At 73.4% G+C, this 20,016-nt stretch carries 10 protein-coding genes; 5 read left to right on the plus strand and 5 right to left on the minus strand.

The window, feature by feature from the left end; genetic code table 11:
• Positions 1–139 precede the first annotated feature (139 nt).
• The 4 genes from argC to ACFYNP_RS21035 all read left to right on the plus strand — a co-directional run bounded on the left by argC (position 140) and on the right by ACFYNP_RS21035 (position 4,498).
• The gene (gene argC / locus ACFYNP_RS21020; protein ID WP_388787141.1) at positions 140–1,180 is read left to right on the plus strand and encodes an N-acetyl-gamma-glutamyl-phosphate reductase; all 1,041 of its coding nucleotides are present in this window, start codon (positions 140–142) and stop codon (positions 1,178–1,180) included.
• Positions 1,177–2,328, plus strand: a complete 1,152-nt coding sequence (gene argJ / locus ACFYNP_RS21025; protein WP_388787144.1) for a bifunctional glutamate N-acetyltransferase/amino-acid acetyltransferase ArgJ — start codon at positions 1,177–1,179, stop codon at positions 2,326–2,328. The genes argC and argJ overlap by 4 nt, the downstream gene beginning before the upstream one ends.
• Before the next feature lie 98 nt (positions 2,329–2,426).
• Positions 2,427–3,299, plus strand: coding sequence for an acetylglutamate kinase (gene argB, locus ACFYNP_RS21030; protein ID WP_388787377.1), 873 nt, complete (start codon positions 2,427–2,429; stop codon positions 3,297–3,299).
• Positions 3,300–3,343: 44 nt separating this feature from the next.
• A complete protein-coding gene (locus ACFYNP_RS21035; RefSeq protein ID WP_388787380.1) occupies positions 3,344–4,498 on the plus strand; it encodes an acetylornithine transaminase in 1,155 nt (384 codons plus the stop codon).
• A gap of 63 nt (positions 4,499–4,561) precedes the next feature.
• Here ACFYNP_RS21035 and ACFYNP_RS21040 read toward each other — a convergent pair whose 3' ends face one another.
• The 3 genes from ACFYNP_RS21040 to ACFYNP_RS21050 all read right to left on the minus strand — a co-directional run bounded on the left by ACFYNP_RS21040 (position 4,562) and on the right by ACFYNP_RS21050 (position 5,935).
• The gene (locus tag ACFYNP_RS21040; RefSeq protein ID WP_388787147.1) at positions 4,562–5,086 is read right to left on the minus strand and encodes a GNAT family N-acetyltransferase; all 525 of its coding nucleotides are present in this window, start codon (positions 5,084–5,086) and stop codon (positions 4,562–4,564) included.
• Positions 5,087–5,370: 284 nt separating this feature from the next.
• Complete coding sequence (locus tag ACFYNP_RS21045) at positions 5,371–5,613, minus strand: hypothetical protein (RefSeq protein WP_388787149.1); 243 nt, start codon at positions 5,611–5,613, stop codon at positions 5,371–5,373.
• A 109-nt stretch (positions 5,614–5,722) separates the two neighbouring features.
• Positions 5,723–5,935: an MbtH family protein gene (locus ACFYNP_RS21050; protein WP_388787151.1), complete on the minus strand. Its 213-nt coding sequence runs from the start codon at positions 5,933–5,935 to the stop codon at positions 5,723–5,725.
• Positions 5,936–6,127: 192 nt separating this feature from the next.
• Between ACFYNP_RS21050 and ACFYNP_RS21055 the strand changes: the two genes are divergently transcribed.
• Positions 6,128–7,279, plus strand: a complete 1,152-nt coding sequence (locus tag ACFYNP_RS21055; RefSeq protein WP_388787154.1) for an alpha/beta fold hydrolase — start codon at positions 6,128–6,130, stop codon at positions 7,277–7,279.
• 82 nt (positions 7,280–7,361) lie between these two features.
• On the opposite strand, the gene ACFYNP_RS21060 is transcribed toward ACFYNP_RS21055, so the two are convergent.
• Complete coding sequence (locus tag ACFYNP_RS21060) at positions 7,362–9,062, minus strand: ABC transporter ATP-binding protein (RefSeq protein WP_388787157.1); 1,701 nt, start codon at positions 9,060–9,062, stop codon at positions 7,362–7,364.
• Entirely contained in the window at positions 9,049–19,974 is a 10,926-nt protein-coding gene (locus ACFYNP_RS21065) for an amino acid adenylation domain-containing protein (RefSeq protein ID WP_388787161.1), read from the minus strand. Before ACFYNP_RS21065 ends, ACFYNP_RS21060 begins: the two co-directional genes overlap by 14 nt.
• Positions 19,975–20,016 lie beyond the last annotated feature (42 nt).

Raw genomic sequence — 20,016 nt, forward strand, 5'->3', positions numbered from 1 at the left:
AGCAGCCGGCGCCGTTACGGTCGGGCGTCTCACCAAGGTGCCGATAGATTAGGTTAGGCTTGGCTAAGTAAGGCGGGTGGGAGCCGCTCGCCTCAGCGTCCGCGATCCAGAGATCCGCGCATCCAGAGAATGGAAGAACATGACCGTACGGGTCGCGGTGGTCGGCGCCAGCGGCTACGCGGGCGGCGAACTGCTCCGCCTGCTGGCTTCGCACCCCGGGGTGGAGGTCGGCGCGGTGACCGCGCACACCAGCGCGGGACGCCAACTCGGTTCCGTACAACCGCAGTTGACGGGGATGGCCGATCGTACTCTGCTGGCGACCTCCGCCGCGTCGCTGCGCGGGCACGACGTCGTGTTCCTCGCCCTCCCGCACGGTCAATCCGCCGCGCTGGCAGCGGAGTTGGAGCCCGGCGCGGTAGTGGTGGACTGCGGCGCCGACTTCCGGCTGCGCGACCCGGCTGCCTGGGAGCGGTTCTACGGCTCGCCCCACGCCGGCACCTGGCCGTACGGCCTGCCCGAACTTCCGGGCGCACGAGCCGAGTTGCAGAGTGCCACCCGCATCGCGGTGCCGGGCTGCTATCCCACCGCCGTCACCCTCGCCCTGTTCCCCGCCCACGCCGGCGCGCTGGTCGAACCGGAGGCCGTCGTCGTCGCCGCCAGCGGGACCTCCGGCGCCGGGCGCTCGCCCGCGCCCCACCTCCTCGGCTCCGAAGTGATGGGCTCCATGAGCCCGTACGGGGTCGGCGGCGGCCACCGGCACACCCCGGAGCTGGTGCAGAACCTGTCGCGGGCGGCCGGTGAGCACGTGACGGTGTCCTTCACCCCGACCCTGGCGCCCATGCCCCGCGGCATCCTCGCCACCTGCTCGGCCCGGCTGCGCCCGGGGATCGCGGCGGCCGGACGGGACGACGAGGTGCGCGCGGTGTTCGAAGCCGCGTACGCCGACGAGCCGTTCGTGCGGCTGCTGCCGCCGGGCCGGTGGCCGTCCACCGCCGCCGTCCTCGGCTCGAACAGCGCCCAGGTGCAGATCGCCGTGGACGGCGACGCCCGCAGGCTGATCTGCGTGAGCGCCATCGACAACCTGACGAAGGGCACCGCGGGCGGCGCGGTGCAGAGCATGAACATCGCCCTCGGCCTGCCGGAACGGCTCGGCCTGCCCACGAATGGAGTGGCCCCGTGAGTGTGACCGCCGCCCAGGGATTCCTCGCCGGCGCAGTGAGCGCCGGCCTCAAGGAGTCCGGTGACCTCGACCTCGCCCTGGTCGTGAACCGGGGGCCGTCCCGCGCCGCCGCCGGTGTCTTCACCGCCAACCGCGTGCAGGCCGCGCCCGTACGGTGGTCCCGCCGTGTGCTCGGCGACGGGCGGATATCCGCGGTCGTGCTCAACTCCGGTGGCGCCAACGCCTGCACGGGCCCCGGCGGCGCCGAGGACACCCGGCTGACGGCCGAGGAGACGGCACGGGCCGTGGGCACCGCCCCGGACGAGGTCGCGGTGTGCTCGACCGGCCTGATCGGGGTGCGGCTTCCGATGGACCGCGTGACGGCCGGCGTGACCGCCGTCGCCGAGCGGCTCTCGGCCGACGGCGGCGAGGAAGCGGCCGTCGCGATCAAGACGACGGACTCCGTCCACAAGACCGCTGTGGCCACGGCCGACGGCTGGACGGTGGGCGGCATGGCGAAGGGGGCGGGCATGCTCGCCCCCGGTCTGGCCACCATGCTCGTGGTGCTGACCACGGACGCCGAGGCGAGCGCCGAAGTGCTGGACGCGGCGCTGCGCGAGGCGGTGCGCACCACCTTCGACCGGGTGGACTCCGACGGCTGCATGTCCACCAACGACACCGTGCTGCTGCTCGCCTCCGGCTCCTCCGAAGTGGCGCCCGAGCCCGCCGCACTCACCTCGGCCGTGCACAGCGTGTGCCAGGACCTGGCCCGGCAGTTGGTCGCCGACGCGGAGGGCGCGTCCAAGGAGATCGAGGTGGTGGTCGTCGGCGCGGCCTCCGAGGCGGACGCCGTGGAAGTCGGCCGTTCGGTGGCCCGCAACAACCTCCTCAAGTGTGCGCTGCACGGCGAAGACCCCAACTGGGGACGGGTGTTGTCCGCGATCGGCACGACATCGGCCGCCTTCGACCCGGACCGTCTCGATGTGGCCATCAACGGCGTGTGGGTGTGCCGGGACGGCGCCGAGGGCGCGCCCCGCGACCAGGTCGACCTGACGGGCCGTCATATCGTGGTCACCGTGGACCTGCGCTCCGGCGACCGTTCGGCCGTGCTGTGGACCAACGACCTGACGGCCGAGTACGTCCACGAGAACAGCGCGTACAGCTCGTGAGCGGGGCGGGCACGGCCGAACCCAGGACACCGGACGCGGCGCCGGTACCGCACGCGGCGCCGCCGGCGGTCGCGGAGACGACACCGGACGCCCCCGATGTGCCGTGGCCGGAGGGACTTCAGGGGCGCACCGTCGTCGTCAAGTTCGGCGGCAACGCCATGGTGGACCCGGCGCTGCACCGGACGTTCGCCCAGGACGTGGTGGAGCTGTGGCACGCGGGTCTGCGGCCCGTCGTCGTGCACGGCGGCGGGCCGCAGATCAGCGCCCTGCTCGACCGGCTCGGCCTGGAGGTCCGCTTCGAGGCCGGACTGCGGGTGACCACACCCGAGACGATGGACGTCGTCCGCATGGTGCTCACCGGCCGGGTCCAGCGGGAACTGGTCGGGGCCATCAACGCCCACGGGCCGTTCGCCGTGGGCCTGTCGGGCGAGGACGCGCACACGATGACCGCCGTGCGCCGGGCCGCCCTGGTGGACGGCCGGCCGGTGGACATCGGCCTGGTCGGCGACATCGTGGCCGTGGACGCCTCCACGATCAGCGCGCTTCTGGAACGGGGCCGCATCCCCGTGGTCTCGCCCGTAGCGCGCGGCGAAGACGGCCAGATCTACAACGTCAACGCCGACCTCGCGGCCTCGGCCCTCGCCGTGGCCCTCGGCGCGGACCGGCTGATGGTCATGACCGACGTCGAGGGGCTCTACGCGGACTGGCCGCACAGCGGCGACGTCATCGACCGCCTCGACGCCGCCGAACTGGCCGCGATGCTGCCGGAGTTGACGAGCGGCATGCTGCCCAAGATGGAGGGCTGTCTGCGGGCGGTGCGGGGCGGGGTCAGCCGGGCGCAGGTGCTCGACGGCCGGGTGCCGCACGCGCTGCTGCGCGGCCTGTTCGCCGAGGACGCACCCGGCACCACGGTGGTGCCGGACGAGGAGCCCGGGCCCGCGGGACCGGGCGGCAAGGAGGACGGCGCGTGACCGCCGACAGCACGACCGGGCTCAGCGACCGCTGGCGCGCGGTGATGATGGACACCTACGGCACTCCCCCACTGGCCCTGGTCAGGGGCGAGGGCAGCACGGTGTGGGACGAGGCGGGCCGCGCCTACACGGACTTCACCGGCGGGATCGCCGTCAACGCCCTGGGGCACGCGCACCCGGGCCTGGTCGCGGCCGTCGCGGAGCAGGCCGCCCGGCTCGGGCATGTGTCGAACCTGTTCGTCGCGGAGCCCCCCGTCGCGCTGGCGGAGCGCCTGGTGGGGCTCCTCGGCAGGCCGGGCCGGGTCTTCTTCGCGAACTCGGGCGCCGAGGCCGTCGAGGCCGCCTTCAAGATCGCCCGCCGGACGGGGCGCCCGCACCTGGTCGCCGCCGAAGGCGGCTTCCACGGACGCACGATGGGGGCGCTCGCCCTCACCGGCCAGCCGGCCAAACAGACCCCCTTCGCGCCCCTGCCCCCACAGGTCACCCACGTTCCCTACGGCGACACGGACGCACTGCGCGCCGCCGTCACGGAACGCACCGCGGCGGTCGTCCTGGAACCCCTCCAGGGCGAGGCGGGGGTCGTCCCGGCTCCCGCGGGCTATCTGCGGGCCGCCCGCGAGATCACCCGGGCCACCGGCAGCCTGCTCGTGCTCGACGAGGTGCAGACCGGGATCGGCCGCACCGGCCACTGGTTCGCGCATCAGGCGGAGCCCGGCCTGGAACCCGATGTGGTCACCCTCGCGAAGGGCCTCGGCGGCGGTCTGCCGATCGGCGCCACGGTCGCCTTCGGTCGGGCCGCCGAGCTGCTGACCCCCGGTCAGCACGGCTCCACCTTCGGCGGCAACCCGATCGCCTGCGCGGCCGGGCTCGCCGTTCTGGAGGCCGTCGAGAAGGAGGCCCTGCTCTCCCATGTGACGCGGGTGGGCGCGCGCCTGAGCGACGGCATCGAAGAGTTGGCGCACCCGCTGGTCCGCGAAGTGCGGGGCACGGGGCTGCTGTTGGGCATCGTGCTCGGTGCGCCGCTCGCCGCACGGGTCCAACGGGCCGCGCAGGAGGCCGGGTTCCTCGTGAACGCCGCCGGGCCCGGAGTCGTCCGGCTGGCCCCCGCCCTGAACGTGCCCGAGGATCGCGCCGACGCCCTGGTGGCGGCGCTGCCCGCGATCCTCGACGCCGCGTACGGGATTGGCGGCGCGGCCTGAACCCCTGGTGACGCGTGGCTGGTTCAGGGGCGGGTCCCGCACGGGGCCCGCCCCTTCGGCGTTCTACAGCGTGCGGGCCAGTACGCGCGCGTCGCGGGCGGGGTCCAGGGTGCGAGCCCAGGCGGGCGGGGCCAGTTCCGGACCGCTGGGGACGAAGCCGTGGCCGAGGAAGAGCCGGCCGCTGCCGGTCGTCGCGGTGAACAGCATCGTCAGCGCGCGGCCGCGCGCCCGGGCGAGCGCCGCCTGCAGGAGGCGGCCGCCCATGCCCGAACCCTGCCGGTGGGCGGCGACGCAGAAGTTGTAGAGCACGCCGTCCGCGGCGTGTTCACTCAGCCCGAGGCCGCCTTCGAGCGTTCCGTCGAAGGCCTGGGCGACGAGGAAGTCGGACGCCCGGGAGAGGTACGCGGAAAGGGGACGCTCGCGGAGCGCGCCCGCACGGGCGAACGGACGGGAGAGGGCGGCGAGCGCGGGGCCGTCCCCCTCGTGGGCCGGCCGCACCAGGAACCCGGGGGCTCCGCGCCATCGGGCGGCGGGGGCTCGGGGCGGCAGCGCGGCGAGGGCGGCAGGGGGCAGCGTGGCCGTGGTCAAGGCGTTCCTTCCTCGGGTCACCGTTCGCGGGCACGGGGGTCTCCCGGACGGAGCCGGGGGCGGCAAGGCGCCCGGTGACCCCCGCGGAACGGTCCAACTAAGGTTAGCCTTACCTGACTTGCTGGACCAACTCGGCACCCTGGGAGGGTCCACCGGTCCGCTGACTCATGGGCGGACCGCCGGCCCGTGGACCCATGGGCGGACCGCCGGCCCGTGGACTTGATGGCGCGTCGGCCGATGTGCCGCCAGGTGGCGGGCCCCTCACTGGACGGCGGGGCCCGTGACTACCCGCACGGGCGGCCGGGGTAGGCGTCCGTCTCCGGCGCTCCGGCCGCGCGCATCCGGCGTATCACCTCTCCCAGGGTCGCCTCGTCCACATCGAGTTCCACATCGAGCGGCATGTTGGACTCCCGGTCGAAGACGAGGGATTCGGCCCCGCCCCGATGCCAGATCACCCAGCGCGGCGAGGCCGCCGGTTCCTCCCACAGCGGGGCGAGGCGTTCCAGGGCGTCCGTCCGACTGCGCACAGTTTTCCCGTCTCCGTTGCTTCTCGTCCGTCGACGAAGGTGGCAACGACCTCGATGCCGCCGACTCCGTGGAGCCGGCCACCCGGGTCGCCGCGCCGGGCTTTGCCGGTCAGGCGTCCACGGCCGCCGCGAGGGAACGGGGGCGCAGATCGGTCCAGTTCGACTCGATGTACTCCAGGCACGCGTCGCGGGACGACTCCCCCAGCGCGACCGTCCACCCGCCGGGCACCTCCACGAACGACGGCCAGAGCGAGTGCTGGCCTTCGTCGTTCACCAGGACCAGGAAACGGCCGTCGGCGTCGTCGAACGGGTTGGTGCTCATGCGGGGGTTCCTCCTGGCACCCGACGGACCGGCCCATGCGCCCGGACGCGGGAGCGTCACCGGACAGCAGGAGCCGCGCCCGTGGGGGTGGTTGGTCTGGATGGGATCGGCCACGAGGCGAGCCAGGCTTAGGTTAGGCTCACCTAATCATCGAGCTTAACGTTTCCCCTTCGTCCTCACAAGGAGACACCGATGCACGCATCCGGACCACGCCCGGGGAGCACGGACTCGACCGGCGTCCCCGCCGGTTCCCCGTCCGGCCCGGACGGTCCGTTCGGCCCCTTCGGCAGGTTCGGCCTGCCCGGCGCGCCCGGCACCGACGAGTTCTGGGCGGCGGCTCCGGTCAGCGTGCCGTCCGGCGACGGAGGTTGGGCCACCTTGTTCCGTTGGCGGGGCGCCCCGGCGGCCGTCGAGTTCGAGAGCTGGTCGGATCCGGTGCCGCTGGTGCGGTGGCGCGACACGGACTGCTGGTACGCCGAGGTGCGCATGCCCGCGCGACTGCGGGTGACCTACCGGTTCCGCACGGACGACGGGGCGTACGCCGATCCGTACAACCCGGCCGGGGCCGGCGGCGAGCGGTCCATCGCCGCCACCCCGGACGCCCCGCCCCAGCCGCACTGGCCGGCCGTCGCCGCGTCCGACGTACTGCCCCTGCCCCGCGCCCGTATCCGCTGGGCCAGTGAGCGCCTCGGCGGACGACGCACCGTGCGGGTCCATCCGGTGGGCGGCGGCGGGCCGGTGGTGCTGCTGCTCGACGGGGACGACTGGCTCCATCTGCACCCGGCGATGACCGCGTTCGACGCCGCGTTCGCGGCGGGCGAGATGCCCCCGGCCACGCTGGTCTTCGTGCCGGCCAAGGACCGGCTCGGCGAGTTCGGGTGCCGTCCGCAATGGTGGGAGGCGATCCGGGACGAGCTGCTTCCGCTGGTGGCGGGCGGTGAAGTGCCTGCCGATGTCGGCACGTTGGTGGTCGCCGGGCAGAGTCTGGGCGGTCTGAGCGCGCTGTACGCGGCGCTGGAGTTCCCGGAGCTGGTGTCCCGCGTCGCCTGCCAGTCGGGGTCGTTCTGGTGGGAGCCGGGGGCCGAGGACCTCCCCGATCCGCTGGGCGGTCCGGTCGGCGGGGCCATCGCGGCACGGCTGCGGGAGCGCCCCGCGCCGGCCGGGCTGAGGATCGCCTTCGACCTGGGCGAGCACGAGACACGCATGCGGCCGCACTGCGAGACGGTCGAGGCGCTCACCGAGAAGTCCGGCGCGACCGTGCGGATTTCGCGGTCGGCTGCGGGCCACGACCGGGCGGGCTGGCGGCAGGCCCTGCTCAGGGACGTGGCCTGGGCACTGTCCTGACGGGCGGGAGCCGGCCGACGGCAATGGCCCGGGGCCCGGCGCGATCGCGCCGGGCCCCGGGCCATTGCCGTGGTTCATCCGGTCACCTGGTCACGGCCAGGCTGTACGCCGGGTCGGTGGCCAGCAGCTTGCGGTGGGTGCCCTCGGCCGTCACGACTCCGTCGTCCACCACGAGGACCCGGTCGGCCGCGTCGAGCAGGGCCGGACTGCTGGTGATCACCAGGGTGGTGCGGCCCCGGCGCAGCTCGGCGATGTTGCGCGCGATGAGCTGCTCGGTGACGGCGTCCACCGCCGTCGTCGGGTCGCGCAGCACGAGCACGTCCGTGTCGGCGGCCAACGCCCTTGCCAGGGACAGCCGTTGGCGCTGGCCCCCGGACAGGTTCGCGCCCCGGTCGCGCACCTCGTAGTCGAGCCCTTCGCGGTGCAGGGCGACGACATCGGTCAGCAGGGACGCCTCGACCGCCTCGGACAGCGTCCGGCTCGTCCCCGACGGGTCGATGTTCGACCGCAGCGTCCCGGCGAAGATCTCCCCGTCGTACGGGTTCACCAGGAGGTGCTCGCGGACCGAGTCGACCGTGAGCCCGGCGAGCTCACGCCCGCCGACCCGGACCACTCCCCCGTAGGCCTCCGGCGGGACCTGGAGGGCGAGGACGGCGGCGAGTTCGGCCGCCGCACGCGGCTGGTAGGCGGCGATCGCCGTGAACTCCCCCACCGGCACCTGGAACTTCAGCCCCTGAAGGGACCCGTACCGCACGCAGTCGATCTCCAGGTCACCGCCCGGGACCGCACGCTCCGCGCCCGGGGCCGCCACCGGCGGGGCGGAGAGCACCAGGGCCATCCGCTCGGCCGAGGCGCGGGCCGTCATCACGTACTTGGGCATGTCCGAGAACTGCTTGAGCGGCTCCATGATGAACTGCGCGAGGCCCACGGCCATGACGAGCTGACCGATGTTGATCTGCCCGTCGAAGGCCAGCCAGCCGGCCGTCAGGGTGACCGAGACCGCGAGGATCGCGTTGAGGCCCAACGCGGTGCCCGCGTACACACCGTTGATCCGGGCGACGGTGACCGACTGTTCCCTGGCCTGCGTGCTGACCTTCCGGTAGGACCGGAACGCCGCGTGATTGCCGCCGAAGCCGTGCAGCGGGCGCAGGCCGGTGATCAGGTCGGCGACCTTCGCACCCGCCCGCGCCACCCGGGCCTGCTGCTCCTTGGTGCTGCTGCCGATGCGCCGGGACATCACGCTGAGGACCGAGAGGATCGCCACGGTTCCCACCATGACGAGCAGCCCGAGCCGGAGGCTCGCCATGCCGAGGGCGACCGCCGCGATCAGCAGCGAGATCGTCGAGCTGATCAGGATCGGCACCACTTCGACGATGTCGGCCGTCTGGTCGGCGTCCTCGGTGGCGATGGTCAGCACCTCGCCGGACTTCAGGCCCGTCCTGCGGGCCACCGGCTGGAGGCCGCAGGCCGCGACCCGCACCCTCCAGCGGTGGGCCTCGGTCGTGTTGGCCTTCTGCAGGATGCGCATCCCGAACCGCCACGACAGGGACACCGTCGTGATGATCACGGCGAGCGCCGCGACGGCCAGGGCGAGCGATCCGGCGCTGCGCTCCCGCAGCGTGTGCTGCACGATCTGGCCGAGCGCGATGGGGAAGGCGGTCTCACCGGCCTGGTAGAGGCCCATGAGAACGGTGCCCCAGACCATCGCGCCGGCGTTGCGGCGTATCGCCGTGCGAAGGATGTCGGATCCCGGGCGGGATCGCTGGACGTCAGGAGTGCTCATCGATGTGACGGGCCATCGCTTCCGGGGTTCGCAGGGTCAAGAGATCACGGATCGTGATCACCGGGCCGAACTCCCGGCGCAGGAGCCCGACCAGTCGTACGGCCAGCATGGAGTGTCCGCCGAGGGCCATGAAGTCACCCACGGCACTCACCTCGTCGTCGTCCAGGTCCAGGGTCTCCGCGAAGTACTCGCAGACCAGGATCTCGGTCCCGGTTTCCGGGCCGCGCTCACCCGAAGTGGTCAGCGCACCGAGCGGCTTCGGCTCGGGCAGGGCCTTGGTGTCGGCCTTCCCGTTCACCGTGAGCGGGATGCTGTCGACCTGGGCGTAGTGCGTGGGGCGCAGGAAGTCCGGAAGGCGCCGGCCCACCTCGGCGGCGACCGCCGACAGGTCGGCGCCGTCGTCGAGCACGAGGTAGGCGGCCAGCCGGTGGGCGCCGTCGACCTGCGGGTCGGGCTGTGCGACGGCGGCGGTGAAGGCCACCGCCGGGTGCGCGGTGAACGCGGCCTCGACCTCGCCCAGTTCGACCCGGTGACCGCGGATCTTGACCTGCTGGTCGGTGCGGCCGAGGTACATCAGGTTCCCGTCGGGGCGCCGGACCACCAGGTCCCCGGTGCGGTACATCCGCTCGCCGGGCGCGCCGAAGGGGGACGCGACGAACCGGTGCGCGGTCTGGGCCGGCCGGCCGAGGTAGCCCCGGGCGATGCCGACGCCCGCGACGTAGAGCTCGCCGGGGACGCCGTCGGGCAGCGGCCGCAGCCACGGGTCGAGGACGTACACGTCGGTGTTGTCGATGGCCACGCCCACCACCGGATCCTGGCACTCGAAGGTGCCGACGCCCAGGGTGTTGATGGTGTATTCGGTCGGGCCGTACAGGTTGTAGCCCACTGTCCCCTCGGTGTCGGCGAGCCGGCGCCACAGGGCCGGGGTGACCGCCTCGCCGCCGAGCAGCACCAGGGCGGGGCGCCGGCCGGGGTTGTCGAGCAGGCCCTCCGCCACCAGTTGCTGGGCGTACGTCGGGGTCACGTTGACGACGTCGATCCCGTGCTCGCCGCAGTACTCGACCAGGGCGGGCGCGTCCCGGCGCAGTTCCTCGTCGCAGATGTGCACCTCGTGGCCGTCGGCGAGCCACAGGAGCTCCTCCCACGACATGTCGAAGGCGAACGACACGGTGTGGGCGATCTTGAAGATCCGGTGGCCGTGCTCGGCAAGCACCGGCTCGAAGATGCGGCGCTGGTGGTTGATCAGCATGTTGGTGAGGCCGGCGTACTCGGTCACGACGCCCTTGGGCTTCCCGGTCGAGCCGGAGGTGTAGATCGTGTACGCCGGGTGGCGAAGGCGCCGCGGGTCGTCCGGCGCGAACGTCGTGAACGGCTCGGCCCCCGGCAGCGGGCGGTCCAGCTCGATCAGCTCGCCGGTCAGGCGCCGGGAGACGGCACTCACGGTGAGGACCACGTCGGGGCGGGCGTCCTCGACGATCGCGGCGATCCGCTCGTCCGGGTGGTCCAGCTCCAGCGGTACGTACGCGGCTCCGGTGCGCAGCACCGCGAACAGCGCCACGATCGAGTCCAGCGAGCGCGGGATCGCGAGGCCCACGGTCCGCTCGGGGCCGATGCCGCGCGCGGCGAGCACACCCGCCAACCGGCGGCTGCGGAGCTGGAGTTCGGCGAAGGTCATGCTCCGGCCGTGCGCGACGAGCGCGGTCCGCTCCGGGGCCTTGTCGGCCGCCAGGTCGAAGCGGTCGACCACGGTGTCCGTGCCGATGTCGGTGCGCTCGGCGGGCTCCGGCGCGGGAGCGAGGCCGCGCAGCGCTCCCACCGGTCCGGTGGAGCCCGCGAGGTCCGTGAGGACACGCACGTAGTCGTCGAGGAGGCGCTGGGCACCGGCGCTGTCGCCGTGGCGGTGCTCCAGCTTGACCGTGAGGCGGTCGCCGGGGGTGACGACCCAGGTGAAGGGGTAGTGCGTGGAGTCGTCGGACTTCACCGCGGTGATGCCGTGGCGGGCGTTCATCTCGGCGAACGCATCCATGTCCAGGAAGTTCTGGAGCACGAAGAGGTTGTCGAACAGCGCGTCGTGGCCGCCGGCCCGCTGGATCTCGCCGAGTCCGAGGTGCTCGTGCTCCATGGCCTCGACCCGTGCACTCTGCACGGCCGCCAGGTAGTCGCCGACGGTGTCGTCCGGCCGAGCCCTGGTCCACATCGGCACGGTGTTGAGCAGCACGCCGACGACATCGGACAGGCCCTCGCCCTCGCGTCCCGAGACGGTGACGCCGAACACCGCGTCACCGCGGCCCGTGCGGGCGCCGAGCAGCAGCCCGAACGCGGCGGTCAGGACGGAGTTCAGGGTGACGCCGTGGGCCCTGGCCGCCTCCCGCAGCAGGTGCGACCGCTCGTGGGAGAGCGTGTGGACGAGTGCGGGCGGCAGGTCGTCGGAGAGGGCGGGCGCCGGTCCGGCGAGCAGGGTCGGGCCCGGGAGCCCGGTCAGGTGCTCGGCCCAGAACCGCTCGGACGCGGCCTGGTCCTTGGCGGCGATCGCCCGGGCGCAGTCCTCGAACGCGGGGGTCGCCGGGCGGGTGTCGGGCTGTTCGCCCGCGAGGACGGCCTCGTACGCGGTGAACAGGTCGCGCAGCACGATCTCGCGGGACCAGCCGTCCCACAGCAGCAGGTGGTAGCTGAGGAGCAGGCCGTCGCGGCCGTCCGGCAGCCGGATCACGGTGAGCCGGATCAGGGGCGGCTCGGCCGGGTCGAACCCGGTGTTGCGGTCCCGTACGCGCAGGGCCTCGACCTCCGCGTCGGTGGACAGCTCGACCGTGTGGACGTCGATCCGCCGGCCGGCCTTGAGGACCTGGACCGGGTTGCCGTCGTCGTCGGTGGCGAAGCCCGCGCCGACCACCGGGTGCCGGGCGATCACCGAGGCCATGGCCTCGGCCAGCGCGTCGGTGTCCAGGCGCCGGTCGAAGGCGAAGTAGCTCTGCGCGACGTACTGCCCGGCCGAGCCCGCCATCTGTGCCTGGAAGTACAGGCCCCGCTGGAGCGGGGTGACCGGGGCGGTGCGCTCGGCCGTCACGGCCGCGTCCGCGATCCGCTCCAGGGCGCGCAGCCAGTGCCCGGTGATCTCGTCGGGGATCTCCTCGGTGAGGGTGAAGGTGGCGTGCAGACTGCCGGTGGCGGCGTCCGTCCAGGCGTTGACCTCGACGGCGTACGGGCTGCCCTGGTCGCCGCCGGCGATGTGCGGCACCTGGGATTCGCCGCTCCGGCCCAGGTAGTTGAACAGCACCTGCGGGCGGCCCGAAAGCAGCGGCGCCGTCTGCGGGTTGAGGTAGCGCAGTCGCCCGTAGGCGAGGTGTCCGACCTCGTCGGGCTGGCGCTCGGCGAGCTCGCGGGCCGCGGCGACGGGGTCGGTGTGCGCGGTGAGCCGGACGGGCGCGATGGCGGTGAACCAGCCGACCGTGCGGGTGTAGTCGTGGTGTCCGAGCACCGGGAAGCGGCCGTGCCGTTCCAGCTCGACGGCCAGATCGGTGGGCGATTCCTGGACCTCGGTCAGGGCGGTGCGCAGGGCTCCGCACAGCAGCTCCGTCAGCGCGATGCCGAGGGCGGCGGGCGCCGTCCGTGTCACGCGATCGCTGACGTCGGGGCCGAGCACCACCGTGGTCTCGCGCGGCACGCCGCTGAGCGCGGGCAGCAGCGGGGGCGCCTGGAGCGTGTCGATCCAGTGTCCGAGGCCGTCGGCGTCGACGGCGGAGCGCAGGGTCAGCGCCTGGGCGTACTGGGCGTAGGACGTGGTCGCCGGGGCGAGGGCCTCCCCGCGCAGCGCGGCCGCCAGGTCGTCGAGCAGGATCAGCCAGGACACCGCGTCGACCGCGAGGTGGTGCACGGTGAGCACCAGGGTGCGGGTGGAGGCGAGCCAGGAGAACGCGACGACGTTGCCCGACTCCGGGTCGAGCGATCCCGCGGCCTCGTTCGCGGCGGTCTCGGCGTCCGCCGTGTCCGGGCGCAGCAGGACGACCTCGCGGGCGGCTTCGGTCACCAGGGACCACACGCTGTGCTCGGTGGTCAGCCGCATCCGCAGGGCCGGGTGGGCGGCGAGCAGCGCCGAGGCGGCGCGCTCGATGGCGGCGGGCCGGGTGCCCTCGGGCACGTCCAGCGTCCGCGCCTGGGCGAACCGGTCGAGGGAGCCGCCCAGTTCGCGCTGGCGCAGGATGATCGGGGTGGGCGGCAGCGGGCCGTCCTCGCGGGGCGCGGGCCCGGAGGTGGCGGCGGTCGAAGGCGTCTGCGGGGCGCGGGTGGCGAGGAGTGCGGCGAGCGCCCGCGGGGTCTTGTGCAGGAACACGTCGCGGGGCGCGATCGGCAGGCCGAGCGCCCTGGCCCGGTTGACCACGGTGATGGCGACGATGCTGTCGCCGCCGGCACCGAAGAAGTCGGTGTCGGCGTCCGCGTCCGGGTGGCCGAGCGTCTCGGCGAAGACGGCGACGAGCGAGGACAGGGCGGAGTCGGTGACGGCGGCCGGGGCTTCGTCGTGTGCGGCCCGAGCGATCAGGGCCTTGCGGTCGAGCTTTCCGTTGACGGTCAGCGGCAGCGCGTCCACCGGCAGGACCCGGCCCGGCACCATGTGCACGGGCAGCTTGTCCGCGAGGAGGGCGGAGAGCTCGCCGGACACCTCGCCCACGATGTGCGCGACCAGGTGGTCGCCGCTGTCCGCGACGGTGACGGCCACGTCGGTGACGCCCGGCAGGTCACGGACGGCGGACTCGACCTCGCCGAGCTCGATGCGGAAACCCTTGAGCTGGACCTGGTCGTCGGCGCGGCCGGTGAACTCCAGCTCCCCGTCCAGGGTGCGGCGGGCGAGGTCGCCCGTGTGGTACATCCGCGTTCCGTCGTTCGTGAACGGGTTCGCGACGAACCGGCCGGCGGTCAGGCCGGGGCGGCCCAGGTAGCCGAGCGACACCTGGTCCCCGGCCACGTAGATGGCACCCTCGTGGCCCGGCGGCACCGGAGCGAGCCGGTCGTCGAGCAGATGGGTGACCAGGCCAGGCAGGGCGCCGCCGATGGGGCTGACGTCGTCGCCGGGCCCGAAGTCCGCGTCGGTCAGCACCCGGTGGGTCACGTGCACGGTGGTCTCGGTGATCCCGTACATGTTGACCAGCTCGGGCGAGCCGCTGCCGTAGCGCTCGACCCAGCCGTGCAGCCGCCCGAGGTCGAGGGCCTCGCCGCCGAAGACGACGCGGCGCAGGGCGGTGAGGGGTTCGGCCGCGAGCCGGTCGGCCTCGATGAACTGGTAGAAGGCGGAGGGGGTCTGGTTGAGGACGGTCACTCCGCGCTCGTGGACGAGCCGTCGGAAGTCCACCGGGGATCGCGTCAACCCGTAGTCGGGGACGAGGAGTTCACCTCCGTGGACCAGGGCGCCCCACAGCTCCCAGACCGCGAAGTCGAAGGAGTACGAGTGGAACTGCACCCACACGTCGGCCGGGCCGAAGTCCATGTCCGGCCGGGTGTTGGCGAGCAGGGTCACCACACTGGAGTGCGGGACGACGACGCCCTTGGGGCGGCCGGTCGAGCCGGAGGTGTAGATCACGTACGCGGGGTCGTGCCAGGTGACGGGGGGTGCCGGGGTCTCCGTCCCCTCGGTGTCCTGCGCCCGTTCGTCGCCCTGCACGAGGACCCGGGCCGGGACGCCGGCCCTGTCCAGGAGCGCGGTGAAGCGCTCCCGCTGCGCCGGGTCGACGAGGACGGCCTGGGGCGCGGCGTCCGCGAGGACGTAGGCGAGGCGCTCGTCCGGGTACGCCGTGTCGAGCGGTACGTACGCGCCGCCCGCGCTGACGATCGCGACCAGGGCGACGACCTGCTCGATGGTGCGCGGGACCGCGACGGCGACCCGCCGGCCCGGCCGGACTCCGGCCGCGCGCAAGGTGGCGGCCAACTCGTCCTTGGCCGCGGCCAGTTCACCGTAGGTCAGGGACCGGGTGGCGCCGTCGAGGGCGCACTGGGTGACGGCGGTGGCGGCCGGGTCGCGGCGCGCCGCCGCGTCGAACAGGGCGCCGAGGGTGACGGGGGTGACCGGCGCCGGGGTCTTGGCCGCCCCGGGCACCAGGGCGGCGACCGGGGCGTCGGGCCGGCCGAGGAGGGCGGTGAGGGTGTCCGAGAAGCGGCGCAGGATGCCCTGTGCGCTGCTCTCCCGCAGCAGTTCGGCGTCGTAGATCAGGTTGAAGCGGGGCCGCCCGTCGAGGCGGCGCTCCACGACCAGCGTCAGCGGGTAGTGCGGAGCCCCCTCGTTGACGAGTCCGGTGACGGCGAGGGTGTCGCCGGGGCTGCGCAGGGCGGTGACGTCGGTCGCCACGTCGAACACCACGAGGGTGTCGAAGAGGGGGCCGACGCCTGCCTGGCGGCCGATCCGGGCGAGCGAGACGTGCTGGTGCGGCAGGACCGCGCCCTGGTGTTCGCGCACCGAGGCGAGCAGCTCGCGCGCGGTGGTCCCGGCGCCCCAACGGGCGCGCAGGGGAACGGTGTTGATGAACAGGCCCACCATGTCACCGATGCCGGGCACGTCCGCGTCGCGGCCGGAGACGGTGGAGCCGAACACCACGTCCGCGGACTTCAGGAGGTCGCCCAGGGTCAGCGCCCAGGCGCTGTGCACGGCCACGCTCAGCGTCGCACCGGCCGCCCGGGCCGCCGCGTCCAGGTCGTCCGCCGGCTCCACGAGGGTGTCGGCGAAGTGACCGGAGGGGGTGTGATCCCGGGCGACGAGGGAGGGGCCGGCGAGTTTCGCCAGCTCGGCGGCCCACACCCGGTCGCTTTCGTCGGCGTCACGCCCGGCGAGCCAGCCGACGTAGTCCGCGAAGCCGCCGACCGGGTACACGGTCCCCGGCGCGTGGTACTCGGCGAGCAGGGCGCGCAGCATTGGCGGCACCGACCAGCCGTCGGCGATGAGGTGGTGCACGGTCTGCACCAGGACGGCGCGGCCCGATTCCGGGTCACGGAACAGCGTGAACCGCATCAGCGGGCCGGTGGCCAGGTCGAAGCCGGCCCGGCGGTCGCGCTCGGCGTGCTCGTGGATCTCCGCGTCGGTGATGCCGGGGCGCTCGACGGTGGTGAAGGGTGCCTCGACGCCGCCCTCCAGGACGGAGACGACCCGGCCGTCGTCCTGCGCGGTGAACCGCGCGGCCAGGTTCGGGTACAGGGTGAAGAGCCGGGTCGCCGCCGCCTTGAGCCGGTCGGCGTCCACCTCGCCCTCCAGCGTGAGGAGTTGCTGCTCGACGTAGCTGCCCGCGGAATCGTCGTCGAAGACCGAGTGGAAGTACAGGCCCTCCTGGAGCGGGGTCAGCGGCAGGATGTCGCGCAGCCCGGGGCCGTCCAGGGCGTCGACGTCGGCCTGGGTCAGGCGCACCAGGGGGAAGTCGCTGGGTGAGTGGCCGCCCTGGTCGAGCGCGGCGAGTCCGGCGAGGGCGCCGCGGAAGTACGCGCCGAGCGTCTCCACGTCCTCGTCGGTGAACATCCCGTCGGGCCAGGAGACGGTGGTGACGAGTTCGTAGGCGCCACTGGCCGCGGGTTCGGCGATCGCGTTGAACTCCAGGGCGCGCGGCAGCCGCATCCGCGGGTCGCGCTTCTCCCCCAACTGGCCTGTGGTGGAAGCCAGTTGCCAGTCCCCGGCGGCGCCCGCCTCGAAGCGGCCCAGGTAGTTGAAGAGGACCTGGGGTGCGGGGGCGGTGAAGGACGCGCCGGCGAGGTGGCGCAGGGCGCCGTAGGAGACGCCGTTGCTCGGTACGCGGGCGAGGTCCTCCTTGACGGCCTTGAGGGCTCCGGCGAGGTAGTGGGGGTCGGTGAAGTCGTCCGCCGTGCCGGGGTCCACGGTCACCGGGAACAGGGTGGTGAACCAGCCGACGGTACGTGAGAGGTCCGGCTCCACACCGGCGGCGCCCGCCACGTGACGGGCTTCGCGTCCGTGGCCCTCCAGTTCGATGTGCGCGAAGGTCTGGTCCTGGCCCCGGTCGCGGCGCAGACGGGCGAGGGTGACGGCGAGCGCGGTCAGCAGGACGTCGTTGACGCCCGCGTGGAACCTCGCCGGGACCTCACCGAGCAGCGCGGCCGTGAGCTCGGGGCCGACCGTGAAGGTCCGCTGCCGTTCCCGCGCGACGGTGTCGGCCCCGGACAGCGCGCGCCTGCCCAGCGGCGCGTCCGGCCCCGGCAGGGGGCGCTCGTAGTGGGCACGGTCCGCGGCGAAGTCCGTGCTCTCCAGGAGCTGGGTCCAGCGCCGGAACGACGTTCCCACGGGCGGCAGTTCGACCGCTTCGCCCGCGGACGCCTGGCGCCAGGCGGTGGCCAGGTCGTCCATCAGGACGCGCCAGGACACTCCGTCGATCACCACGTGGTGGACGACGACGACGAGTTGGCGGGCCTCGCGGCGCCAGACGGCCCGCAGCATCACGCCGCTGTCCGGGTCGAGCCCCTCGGTGGCGAGGGCCACGCAGGCGTCGAGCGGCAGGTCGGACTGCTGCCAGTCGGCCGTGCCCGGGCCGGCCTCGGGGATGTCGAAGCTCCAGCGGTCCCCGCGCACCAGCCGGGCGCGCAGCATGTCGTGGCGGCCCACGACGGCGGTGAGCACGGCGTCGAGGGTGTCGGCGGTGAGGTCGGCCGGGGTGTTCAGGACGACCGACTGGACGAAGCCGTCGATCGCGTCGGTGTTCTCGCCGAGCCACTGGACGATGGGCGAGCCGGTGACGGCGCCGGTGGCGATGTCGCCGTGGTCCACCCCGATCGTGTCCTCGCGGCTCGCGACCGCCGCCAGCGCGCCGAGCACACTGTTGGCGAAGATCTGGCCCGCGCTGACGTAGAGGCCCGCCTCGCGCAGCGCGCTCAGGAGGGAAATCGCGAGGATGCTGTCCCCGCCGAGCTGGAAGAAGTCCTGGTCGACACCGACTTCGTCGAGGCGCAGGACGGAGGCGACGGCCTGGCACACGGCCCGCTCGTCGTCGGTGGCGGGCCGTACGAAGGAGCCCGTCGCGATCTCGGGCTCGGGCAGCGCGCGCCGGTCCAGCTTGCCGTTGGCGGTGAGCGGGAACTCCCGCATCACGACGACATGCGCGGGCACCATGTACTCCACCAGGTGGCCGGTGGCCCAGTCCTTGACCTCGTCCGCCCGCAGGCCTTCGTGGCCGGCGGCCGGGATCACGTACCCGACGAGGTAGGTGCCGCCCGCGCTGTTCTTCTTGGCGACGACACAGGTGTGCCGCACCTCGGGGTGCTCGGCCAGACCGGCCTCGACGTCTTCGAGTTCGAGCCGCATGCCGCGGATCTTGACCTGGTTGTCGGCCCGGCCCAGGAAGTCGAGCGAGCCGTCGGGGGCGTAGCGGGCCAGGTCGCCGGTGCGGTAGAGCCGCGAACCGTCGTCCGCGAACGGGTTGGCCACGAACCGCGAGGCGGTCAGGCCCGGGGCGCCCGCATAGCCGCGCCCCAACAGGAAGCCGCCCACGTAGAGTTCGCCGCCGACGCCGGTGGGGACCGGGCGCAGCTCGTCGTCCAGGACGTAGAGCTGGGTGTTGGGGTTGGCCCGGCCGATCGAGGTGGACAGACGTTCCGCCTCGCCCCGGTAGATGACGTGGGAGACACCGATGGTCGTCTCGGCCGGGCCGTAGCCGTGGTACATGGGGATGCCGAGCCGGGTGCGGAACCGCTCGTACAGCTCGGGGGTGAGCACCTCGCCGCCGCACCACACGTGCCGCAGGCTGTCCAGGCGGCCGGAGTCGCCCGCGATCTCCAGGAGGACGTCGAGCATGGACGACACGAGATAGGTGAAGGTGACGCGCTGTTCGGCGATCACGCTCAGCATGTGGTGCGGGTCGCGCTCGCCGCCGGGGCGCAGGACCACCAGGCGGGCCCCGCACACCAGCGGCAGGAAGATCTCGTTGATGGATATGTCGAAGGACAGCGGCGCCTTGAAGAGGGAGGCGTCGTCGTGGCCGAAGCGCAGGATCTCGTCGACCTGCCACAGCAGGCGCTCGCTGATCGCCTCGTGCCGGATCATCGCGCCCTTGGGCCGGCCGGTCGAGCCGGACGTGAAGATCACATAGGCCAACGCGTCGCCCCGGAGGTCGACTTGGGGGGCGTCGGCGGGGTGGGCGCCGTACTGCCAGTGGTCGAGGTCGACGGCGACGGCGGCCGGTTCGGCCGGGTCGTGCTCGCCGGAGCCGTTGAGCTGGACCGCGACCCGGGCGTCGTCGATGACGACGGCGCGGCGCGCGGCCGGCCACTGGGGATCGAGCGGCACGAACGCGCAGCCGGACTGGAGCACACCGAGCAGGCCGATCACCATCTCGGCCGAGCGGCCGAGCGAGATGCCGACGACCTGCTCGGCCGAGAGCCCAAGTCCCCTGAGGTGATGGGCCAGTTGGGCCGACTTCTCGGCCGCCTCGCGGTAGGTCAGCGAGCGGTGTTCGTCCACGATGGCGACCGCGTCCGGCCTGAGTCGCGCCTGTTCGCGGAACATCTCCACGATGGTCGGGCGGACCCGGTCGGCCCCGGTGTCGTTCCACGCGGCCAGTGTCGCCAGCCGCTCCGGCGCACCGGAGGGGCCGATGGTGTCCAGGGGCCGGTCCGGGAAGTCGGCCAGATCGTCGAGCGCGCGCTGGGCGTCGGACACCTCGACACCCTCCGGCACGGCGATGCGAATGCCGTCCGCGGCGGCTTCGCCGACCCGCCAACCACCGTGTGCGGTACCGCCGTTGGCGACCCAGCCGAGGACGTCCGCGAACAGGGTGCCGGGAGTCAGATCGATGCCCTCCGGGCTCCGGCCCGACGCCCAGTGGGCGAGGCCGATGGCGGCCGCCTCGGCGACGGTCCGGTCGGAGTGGCCACCCAGGCGCCGGCGGGCATCGGCCAGCCGCGCGGGAGAGAACAGCACGAGACGAGCGCTCGGTTCCATCATCGAAGACTCAACACCCTTCCAAGGCACGAAGGTAACCCTAAC

It is taken from the genome of Streptomyces sp. NPDC006691 (assembly GCF_042869955.1).
Lineage (GTDB): Bacteria > Actinomycetota > Actinomycetes > Streptomycetales > Streptomycetaceae > Streptomyces.